The organism is Peptoniphilus sp. DNF00840 (assembly GCF_001553125.1).
GTDB classification, from domain to species: Bacteria; Bacillota; Clostridia; order Tissierellales; family Peptoniphilaceae; genus Peptoniphilus_A; species Peptoniphilus_A vaginalis.
In genome coordinates this window covers 1-10,010 of record NZ_KQ960221.1, presented here as the reverse complement: position 1 = coordinate 10,010, position 10,010 = coordinate 1, and the positions used below count along the sequence as shown (strand labels likewise).

At 34.6% G+C, this 10,010-nt stretch carries 9 protein-coding genes; 7 read left to right on the top strand and 2 right to left on the bottom strand.

Annotated elements, in window-relative coordinates:
- Positions 1 to 128: 128 nt before the first annotated feature.
- Entirely contained in the window at positions 129 to 794 is a 666-nt protein-coding gene (locus HMPREF1864_RS05705; protein WP_062571876.1) for a hypothetical protein, read from the top strand.
- Positions 795 to 1,164: 370 nt separating this feature from the next.
- Here the strand turns inward: HMPREF1864_RS05705 and HMPREF1864_RS05695 are convergent, their stop codons facing one another.
- On the bottom strand, positions 1,165 to 1,632 hold the full coding sequence (locus tag HMPREF1864_RS05695) for a radical SAM protein (protein ID WP_231723508.1): 468 nt from the start codon (positions 1,630 to 1,632) through the stop codon (positions 1,165 to 1,167).
- A 382-nt stretch (positions 1,633 to 2,014) separates the two neighbouring features.
- Here HMPREF1864_RS05695 and HMPREF1864_RS05690 point away from each other — a divergent pair, with 382 nt between their 5' ends.
- A complete protein-coding gene (locus tag HMPREF1864_RS05690) occupies positions 2,015 to 2,857 on the top strand; it encodes a DegV family protein (RefSeq protein ID WP_062571873.1) in 843 nt (280 codons plus the stop codon).
- 78 nt (positions 2,858 to 2,935) lie between these two features.
- Here the strand turns inward: HMPREF1864_RS05690 and HMPREF1864_RS05685 are convergent, their stop codons facing one another.
- Complete coding sequence (locus HMPREF1864_RS05685; RefSeq protein ID WP_062571872.1) at positions 2,936 to 3,646, bottom strand: helix-turn-helix domain-containing protein; 711 nt, start codon at positions 3,644 to 3,646, stop codon at positions 2,936 to 2,938.
- A 197-nt stretch (positions 3,647 to 3,843) separates the two neighbouring features.
- On the opposite strand from HMPREF1864_RS05685, the gene HMPREF1864_RS05680 reads away from it, so the two are divergent.
- The 5 genes from HMPREF1864_RS05680 to dnaB all read left to right on the top strand — a co-directional run bounded on the left by HMPREF1864_RS05680 (position 3,844) and on the right by dnaB (position 9,944).
- Positions 3,844 to 5,031 (top strand): MalY/PatB family protein, encoded by a 1,188-nt coding sequence (locus HMPREF1864_RS05680; RefSeq protein ID WP_062571871.1) that lies wholly within the window; start codon positions 3,844 to 3,846, stop codon positions 5,029 to 5,031.
- A gap of 168 nt (positions 5,032 to 5,199) precedes the next feature.
- Positions 5,200 to 6,117 carry a DUF2232 domain-containing protein gene (locus tag HMPREF1864_RS05675; RefSeq protein ID WP_062571870.1) on the top strand — a complete coding sequence of 306 codons (918 nt, stop codon included), beginning with the start codon at positions 5,200 to 5,202 and terminating at the stop codon, positions 6,115 to 6,117.
- Positions 6,118 to 6,128: 11 nt separating this feature from the next.
- Complete coding sequence (locus HMPREF1864_RS05670) at positions 6,129 to 8,126, top strand: DHH family phosphoesterase (protein ID WP_062571869.1); 1,998 nt, start codon at positions 6,129 to 6,131, stop codon at positions 8,124 to 8,126.
- A gap of 1 nt (position 8,127) precedes the next feature.
- Positions 8,128 to 8,577, top strand: coding sequence for a 50S ribosomal protein L9 (rplI, locus tag HMPREF1864_RS05665; protein ID WP_005955268.1), 450 nt, complete (start codon positions 8,128 to 8,130; stop codon positions 8,575 to 8,577).
- A gap of 5 nt (positions 8,578 to 8,582) precedes the next feature.
- Positions 8,583 to 9,944 (top strand): replicative DNA helicase, encoded by a 1,362-nt coding sequence (gene dnaB, locus HMPREF1864_RS05660; protein ID WP_062571868.1) that lies wholly within the window; start codon positions 8,583 to 8,585, stop codon positions 9,942 to 9,944.
- Positions 9,945 to 10,010 lie beyond the last annotated feature (66 nt).

Here is a 10,010-nt window from a genome sequence, read left to right as displayed (position 1 = left end):
GTATTAGGTCCAACTTTATGGGGTCACCACAAAATTTCCATCGGGAATTTTTATTATTTTTAATGTTGACATTAGTTGTTTTTTTTGTTATTTTTTTATTGTTAATATTTAATTAATAGGAGGTTTACATGAATAAAAATTTTAAAAAAAGTACAATTATTTTATTATCCGTTTCTATACTTGCATCATCCATACCTGTTTTTGCACAATCTAAAAATACTAAGGCTCTTACTGAAATTAATGACTGTGTTAACTTCAAAGAAGAAAATTACAATAGCTCTCTCGCAAATTCAATATTAGAAAAAAACTTTGATGAAGATCTTCTTACAGATGAAGAATCTAAACTATTAGACTCCTTAGTATCAAAAGAAACTAAATCCACAGAAGAAAAAGAAGAAATTTTAGAAGTTCTAAAAACTTTTAACGATCCTTATTTAAGAAGTGTAAAAAAGGTTATCTCTGTTGATAAAGCTGGAAAAGCTTTGAATATTGTAATAGATTTAGCTTTATTGGCTACTGGTGAAGGTGGATTAGCAAATGCAGGAATTAAAGAACTTGAAAAAAAATATGGCGTAGAAAAAGCAAAAGAAATAATAGAAAAAAAAGTTGTTACGAAAGTTGCAAAAAAACTCTCTGACTGGGGGTTAAAAGGAATGCTAGCTCATGCTGGTAGATTCGCTGGAATTATAATAGACAATATTTTTGATCCCGGAACTGCAATAGCTAAATTTATAGATAACCATCTCGATGCTAATAAAGGGAATGGCTATCTGGATGTTAATGTACCATGGTAAAAAATAAAATTATATTTATTTTATACTTTATAATATTCATAACTTTCGGATGTATTAACTTATTTTATCCCTTAAATAAAGTAGTTGTACTCGCGTATAGCGTATTAACTACAATCATTTTAATCCAATGTGAAAACATGTTTAGATTTAAAATTAATAAAAATATAAAAGACATTGCAATAATTTATATTATTTTAGTTTTGATAGAATTCTTTATAGAGGACTTTATTTCTCCCATGACATCTAACTCACCACAAAATCATGTTTTTATTTTTCTTAGTTCCTTATCTATTTTAACTATTTATAAAATATTAAAATATAAGAAGTCTAATAAAAAAGGACGCTGTTAATTTAATCACAGCGTCCTTTTTTAGCCCACACCAAAATCTGTTATTTCAAATAAAATATCAACGTGAGGATCATCTTCAAGGTACCTATATTTTTCTACGAACCACTTAACGAGTTCTTCGTCTCTCTTTATCTCAGTTGAGTTGTTCATAAAAATATTTACTGTTGCGTGGGAGAAATTTTTTATAATTTCCATATCACGGTCTATCATTTCTCTCGTTTGACCCTTTATGCCCACCATGACACAGGGTGAGTCAAAATATTTTTGTACTTCTCTATAGTCTTTAAAGTCTGCACCCTTTTTAAGGACTCTTTCCCTAAAGTCATTGTCAAAAGTTTCTATCCCAGTTTTAAAAGTTATAGGGATTCCAAAAAATTCTCTTATCTCATCAAGTCTATTTCTATAAATCCAATGAGCTTCAAAAAATAATCTCTTTATATTTTTTTCTTCAACTACTTTTTTTATTTCTTTAAGTGTATTTTCTGTCAAATCAAAAACTGATGCAGAGTCAATTACTTCTAGGACTCCAAACTCCCCAGTGACATTTTTTAAAACTTCAAGATTTATCTCGTCTATCTTCTTCTTATCTATCTCATTGTCATCTATATAATCGCAAAAAGTACACTTGCCCCACTTGCAAGGTCTTGCCTTTAAGAGGACAATTTCTCTTTTTGTCTTGTTAGTAATTTTTGAATACCTATTGATAAAATCATCTCCTTAAAATTAATATAGCTTTCTTAAATATTTTACCACAAAAACTTTATTGCTGTCCTTTGGTCTATATTGACACCTTACTTCCTTTTATTTATACTAAGTTTTACATAAGATAGCAAAAATAAATAAACTCTTAATAATAAATGTGAGGAAATATATGGCAGTAAAAATAATTGTGGGATCAACTTGTGATGTGGAAGAAAATATTAAAAAGGACTTAATCGTAGTTCCCCTCCACGTTACCTTTGGAGATGAAGACTTCCTAGATTCAGTTGATATTACTAAGGACGAATTTTATGAAAGACTTGAAAAAAAGGAAGATTTCCCTATGACAAGTCAACCAACTCCTGTGGCCTTTATGGATATCTATAAGGAAGTAATAGATAAGGGAGACGAGGCAGTTGTTATTGTCCTATCTTCAAAGTTATCGGGAACTTATCAAAGTGCCAAGCTTGCCAGCGAAGGTCTTGAAGATAAAATCTTTATAGTAGACAGTTTAAATGTTTCTAACGCAGAAGGTGCTCTAGTTGAATATGCACTAAGACTTGTAAAAGAAGGTAAGTCTGCAAGAGAAATAAAGAAAATCCTTGATGAGGCTAAGAAGAAGTTAAGATTAGTGGTCTTAGTCGACACCCTAGAATACCTTGAAAGAGGCGGAAGAATTTCAAAGACTTCAGCCCTTCTCGGCAACCTCTTCTCTGTTAAGGCCCTCTTATCTATGAAGGATGGAGCAATTGCATCTGTTGGCAAGGCCAAGGGAATAAAAAATGCCAATAATCTTTTCATTAGTGAAATAGAAAAGACTGGATCCATTGACTTTGATATGCCAATCAAGCTTGGCTACACAGGTCGTGACGGCAGCAAAATCGAAAAATACCTAAGAGAGACAAAGAGCCTTTGGGAAGATAAGATTTCTTCACCAGAGTTCATCCAAATCGGAAGTGTTGTTGGGACACACACAGGTCCTGGTGCCCTCTTCTTGTCCTACTTTAGCAAATAATTTTAACTTATAAGGTTCCTAGTCTTTAGGGACTTTTTTATTTGTCCTAAATTTTTTTTAATCAAATTTAACTTCAAATTAAAAAACTGAAAACATATTAAACTTCTTTATGTATGCCATATCTTCACGATTTAAAATAAGTTTCTTCTGCAGCTCTTTATCTTCATCTAAAATCCTTGTTGAAAATAGCATCTTTATGGCAGCTGGCATTATAGGCCTAATTGAAATGCCACTCCAAAGTCCCCATCTTATTTCAGAATCAACAAAGGGCGACAAGATAGATATGTTTGGTTTTTCAAGATCTGTGTACTTGTTGTACAAGTTTATTCTGGTTATACTGTCGAAATGCTCAATGTTTCCATAATAGGTGTTCTCGCAAATATAAGGAAAGTCGTAATCTGAAATATTCATATACATAGAGACCCTGTGGTCCTTATCCTCTCCTCCACTTATCTCAATAAGTGACTTAAGAATTTTTGAATTTCTCCCATCATAATAGTAGGAATATATTTTTGAATCCTCTTTAAAGAACCTAGGGACTTTGTCTAAGTCTATGGACTTTTTCTTGGGCTTCAATATATTTTGAGGTATGAGCCTAGCTGTTTCTATTTCAAAGACATCACTAATCTCCTTTAAGGTGACTAGATCAATATTAATTTCTCCATTTTCATATTTTGACACTGCTGACTTACTCTTATTAATCTTTTTTGCCAAGTCATCTAAGGTCATATTTTTTAACTTCCTTATTTTCTTTATTTTTTTGCCAACTTCTTTTAAATATTCATCCACTTTTACTCACCAAATTTCCTATAAATATTCTTTTGCTGCTTATTTTTTGTAAATAATTTATTTGTTTAGAATTTTATCATAATGCCTTGGTCTTTTCCACTTTGGAGAAACTTATAGCAAAAAAGTTTCTTTAGGATAAAATTCATCTCAATAAAAAATTTTTTTCTACTTGCTATACTTGTCTTGCGAGGTGAAAAATGAAAAAGTTAAATTTAGAAATTAAGTATGATAGACGTGGAAGTAATAGCGTAAAATGGGATCACAAGGATTTTATCGATTCAAGGGCAAGTGATAAGGCTCTTCCCCTTTGGTTATCTGATATGGAGTTTAGGGTAGCAGATGAAGTTATAGATGCTCTTTCCAAGAGAGTAGACCATGGTTTCTTTGGTCAGTCAATGCCTGGCGAAAAATATTTTTCATCTATTCAAAGTTGGTATTATGATAGGTTTTCTTGGAAAATAGAAATGGATTCAATATTCTATTCCCCTGGTGTCTTGCCAGCTATTGGCTTTGCCATAAATTCTTTTACAAAAGAAGGCGATGGAATAATTATTCAACCACCAGTTTTCTATCCCTTTGCACAATTAATAGCAGAAAACGGAAGAAAAGTTGTCAATAATAATTTAATCAATGATGATGGTTACTACTATATTGACTTCAACGATCTTGAAGATAAGGCTAAAGACCCAAATAACACAATGCTCCTTCTCTGCTCTCCTCACAATCCTGTCGGTCGTGTTTGGAAAAAAGAAGAGCTTTTAAAAATTATTGAGATTTGCAAAAAATATGACTTAACTATTTTCTCCGATGAAATCCATTGTGACTTAACCAGAAAAAATGTAAGACACTATCCTCTTATGAGTCTCGGTGCTTATAATAAAATTGCTGCTGCAGTTGCTCCAAGTAAAACTTTTAATGTTGGTGGACTTCCTATCGCTCAAATTATAATTGATGACCATGACTTAAAAGACAAGTGGAACAAAGAAACTTATGGAAGACACTTCATTAGGTTTGCACCACCACTTGATATGATTTTATGCGAGACAGCTTACTCTCATTGTGCTTATTGGGTTGATCAAGTAATGGATTATGTGGAAAACAATTTTGATTTTATTGTCAAGTTCTTAGGAGAAAAACTTCCACAAACAAAATACAAAAAACCTGAAGGAACTTTCTTAGCCTGGATCAACTTTGGCGCTTATGTAAATCACAAAGACCTAATGGACATCTTAATTACAAAGTACGACTTATTAATTGAAGATGGAATTGTTTTTGGTGAGCCAGGAGATGGTTACTTTAGAATTAGCATTGCCTGTCAAAGAAACATCCTAGAAGAAGGTTTAAATAAAATTGTTCAAGCTATAAATGAATTGCAAGGACAGTAATAAATTAAATTTCATTTTTGAATTTGCTACAAACAAATTATTAATTTTTAAAATTAAGTTCCTAATCTTTAGGGACTTTTTTATTTGTCATCAATGGACTCGTGAAAGTTAGAATTCTTTATCTAATTATAATTCTATGGTAAAATAGGGGAGATAGGAGTTGATTTATTGGAAAAAGAAACTGACTATAAGGGACTCATTAGACTCTTCACAAGGTCTATTTTCATTTCCATGATTGGAATGATTTTTCCCTTTTTATATATTTTGTTTCCTTCTATGTATGTAGCTGAATCTGTGAAGGAGGGAATTATAAAAGTAATGGCGACACTTCTTGCCGTTGTACTTTTAATTGCTGGTTTCATGGGACCAGTCCAAGCCATAGTTGTCTTTACAATCTTTGGTCCCTTCATCTTAATTTTTCACTACATGATTACAACAAAAAGGTCTGTCTCTATGACTATCTTGGCGACATCTTTAATATTTTTTACATCAATAATGGTTTTATTCTTTGCCTTTGGGATCAATAGTAAAGTCCTAAATTCAAGGGAAACTATAAATGCCATTACAGAATTTTACAAAAACCTAGCAGGCGAAGATATTTTGTCTTCAGGGACTATGGCGATTTTCACAGAAAATGTAGAGCTCTACTACAAGAAATTTTTGCAAATTCTTCCATCTGTCCTAATTATCACATCTATTGTGACTTCCTATGTTACTTATACATGGGCTGGAAGAAGTCTTCTTACAAGGGGGATTTTTATTATTCAACCATCCTCTCTTGAATTCTTGAAGTTCCCAAGGGAAATCATAGCCTTGTCACTTGTGAGTCTAGCCCTCTTTTCACTTACTGGCGACTACTTTGGACCCACAGGTCAAGTCTTTACGATCAACCTAATGAACTTAGTCTTCTTTATGCTCTATGCTTCTGGCCTTGCCCTTACCAAATTTTATATGACGAGATTTGGAGTTAAGAGATTTTTACAATTTCTCTTAATAGGTCTAAGCTTTACTATATCAAGCCTACAGATTTTTTTAATAATCCTTGGTGGACTTGATCAAATTGTTAACTTTAGAAAAATTAAATAAGTGAGAATGCTATGAAAAACGAATATAAATTTAAAGATTTTCTTCCCTTTTTTATTTTTGGAATAGCCCTTGTTGTGGCATTAATTTTCACAAGACCCCTACTTGGTCTTTTGGGAATTTTGGCACTTGCCTATGTAGCCTTCTTGGCCTATAACAAAATAAATATTAAAAATGAAGAAAATTTAAAAGCCCTTGAAAGCTTAAATGAAAGATTTGATTCCCTGACTAAGCAGGCAATCTTCGACATGCCCTTTCCCCTTGTTGTTACAGATGAAAAGGCAAAAATCCTTTGGTACAATACTCCCTTCATCAATCTCTTTAATGAAAATAGCGTCTTGGAGGGTGATCTTGAAAACCTAATTGGAGATATTGATATAGCAAATATCTTAAACTCTGAGGGTCAAAGGACTATACCTGTTGAAGTAAATAAAAGATTTTTTAACATCTATACCAACATTGTGGAAAGCAAGTCTGAAAAGGGAGAAGGCAAGTCTGTCCTATTTTATCTAGTGGACAACACTGCCTATCAAAATTTAAAAAACAAGTACACGGATGAATTTGCCATTGTGGCAAAGGTTGAAGTGGATAACTTTGATGAGGCTATATCTTCTGCCCCATCAGAAATCAGACCCCTTCTAATTGCAGAAATTGACTCAACAATTTCTCAATACTTTGAAGAGTACGATGCCCTTGTAAAAAAATCTGACGAGGACCTATATCTTGTGGTTATGAACTTTAAGTCCCTAAAGGCAATTAAGGAAAAGAGATTTGACATCCTAGATGACCTAAGAGACCTCAATAAGGGCAACTCAATTCCAATTACACTTTCCATTGGAGTTTCTTCCTTTGGACTTAACTTCAAGGATGCCTATGTTGAGTCTGACTCTTCTCTTGACTTAGCACTAGGTCGTGGTGGCGACCAAGCTGTTGTAAAGATTGATGACAACTACGAGTTCTTTGGTGGAAAATCCAAGGCCATGGAAAAGAGAAATAAGGTTAAGGCAAGGGTAATTGGTGAAGCCCTAAAGCAATTGATCGATAGGTCTGAAAATGTCTACATCATGGGTCACAAAAACCCTGACATGGATGCCATCGGTGCAGCTATTGGTTGTCTTCGTGCAACCTTAAATCGAAACAAGGAAGGCTTTATTGTCCTTGAAAAATCCAACCCATCAATTGACAATTTAATTGATAGGATGAAGGAAGAAGAGACAGAAACTTATGAAAAACTTATTTCTAGGGAAACTGCACTAAATAATATTAAGCACTCTTCCCTTTTAGTTATAGTTGACAACCACAAGCCATCCTTTACAGAGTGTCCAGAACTCTTGGATAGGACTAATCAAATTGTGGTTATAGACCACCACAGGAGGGGCAAGGAATTTGTTGACAATCCTGTTCTCCAATACGTGGAACCCTATGCATCTTCGACTTGTGAGCTTATAACTGAGATGCTAACTTATATGTCTAACGACTTAAACCTAACTCACTTTGAGGCTGATGCCATAATGAGTGGTATAGTGGTTGACACTAAGAACTTCTCCTTCCAAACTGGTGTAAGGACCTTTGAAGCAGCTTCCATCTTAAAGAGAGCTGGGGCAAATATGCTAAAGGTAAAGGCCCTCTTCCAAGACGATTTAGATACTATGGTTTATAGGGCAGAAGTAATTCATAACACTAAGATAATCCACGACAATATTGCTGTTTCAAGATTTGACAAGGAAGCCAACAACTCTGTACTTGTTGCAGCCCAAGCTGCCGATGCCCTACTTGATATCAACGGAATAGATGCATCCTTTGTCTTAACAATAAATGATGGCAAGGTCCACATATCAGGCAGGTCTCGTGGAGAAGTTGTATCAGTCCAACTTATATTGGAAAAAATTGGTGGAGGCGGTCACTTGAATATGGCTGGTGCCCAACTTGACACAACGGACTTAGACGAAGCAGAAAATATTTTAATAAATGCAATTGACGAATATTTAATTGAAAATAAAAGCGAGGAATAACATGAAAGTAATTTTAATTAAGGACGACAAAACTCTAGGCAAAAAAGGTGAAATTGTTAACGCAAAGACTGGCTATGCTAGAAACTTCTTGCTACCAAGGGGTATTGCCATTGAAGCTACTCCAGAAAATATGGAAACATGGAAGAAGAACAAGCTCGAAGAAGAAAAATTAGAAAAAGAAAATCGTGCTAAGGCTAATGAAATTAAGAAAAAAATCAGCGAAATCACTTTAACTATTAAGGCTAAGGCTGGAGAAGGTGGAAGACTTTTTGGTGCCATCACTTCTGCTGATATAGCAAAGAAATTAAAACAAGACCACAAGATTGATGTTGACAAGAAGAAAATCGAACTTGGAGAAAACATCAAAGAAGCTGGCATGAAAAATATTGATATCAAGCTTTACCCAGACGTTGTTGCTACTTTAAAAGTAAATGTTAGACCGGAATCTTGATTGATATGGATGCAAAGGGAGAATTAAATTTTAATTCTGTTTCAAATTTAAAGATGCCTCCCCACAATTTGGAGGCAGAGGAGTCAGCCCTTGGATCTATGATGCTTTCCAAGGAAGCCATCACTACATCCATTGAGCTATTAAATATCAAGGACTTCTACCAAGAAGCCCACAGAAAAATTTACAGTGCCATCTTAAATATTTACAACAGGAATGAAGCCGCTGATGTAATTACAATTGCAGAGGAACTTAAAAAGACTGACGACCTTGAAGTGGTTGGCGGCATCCCCTACCTTGCAGATTTATCTTCTAATGTAACTGCAGTTTCAAATATTAAATACTACTGCAAGATCATCAAGGAGAAGGGAATCTTAAGAGAGCTAATTGATTCATCAGACAAGGTGATTTCTGCTGCCTATTCTCCTGATGCCCAGGCAGACCTCATCATTGAGCTTGCAGAAAAATCTGTCTTTGACATAACTCAGGACTCCACAAAGAATGGCCTTGTAAATATAAAAAACATTGCCCTGGATTCCTTCGCTGAAATGGAAAAAAAGGCACAAAACCCCAATGCCCTTACTGGACTTACAACTGGTTTTGTGGACCTAGATAGAAAAATTTCTGGACTTCAAAGGTCTGATTTGATTTTGTTGGCAGCAAGACCTTCTATGGGTAAGACTGCCCTCATGGTAAACATTGCAACTAACGCTGCCCTAAGAGGTAGTGCATCAGTTGCTGTCTTTTCTCTTGAAATGAGTAAGAACCAACTCTTCCAAAGAATTATCTCTTCCACTTCCCACGTTGACCTCCAAAAGGTTATTAGTGGAAACTTAAATGAAGAAGAGTGGACAAAAATAATTAACACCATGCCCATTGTGTCAAACCTAAAAATTGAAATTGACGACACAGCTGGCATCTCTCCACTAGAGCTCAAAGCCAAGTGCCGAAGGATGAAGGTGGAAAAGGGCCTTGACTTAATTGTAATTGACTACCTACAACTTATGCAGATGTCATCAAGGTCTGAGTCAAGGCAACAAGAAATTTCTGCAATATCGAGAAACCTCAAGGCCATTGCCAAGGAATTAGAAGTCCCTGTCATCGCTCTTTCACAACTTTCTCGTGCTCCAGAACTTAGGACTGACCACAGACCAATCCTATCTGACCTTCGTGAGTCAGGTGCCATAGAGCAAGACGCTGACATTGTAATGTTCCTCTACAGAGACGAGTATTACACTAAGGAAGAATCAGAAAAACCAAATGTTGGTGAAGTTATTATTGCCAAGCACAGGAATGGTCCAACGGGAACTGTTGAGTTAATGTTCAAGAAAGAATTTACAAAATTCTTGAACTTGCAGAGAAGCGATTGATAAGTAAATAAAATTTTTTAAAGACTCTTGTGAAATGTGGTGACCCCATAAAGTTGGACCTAATAC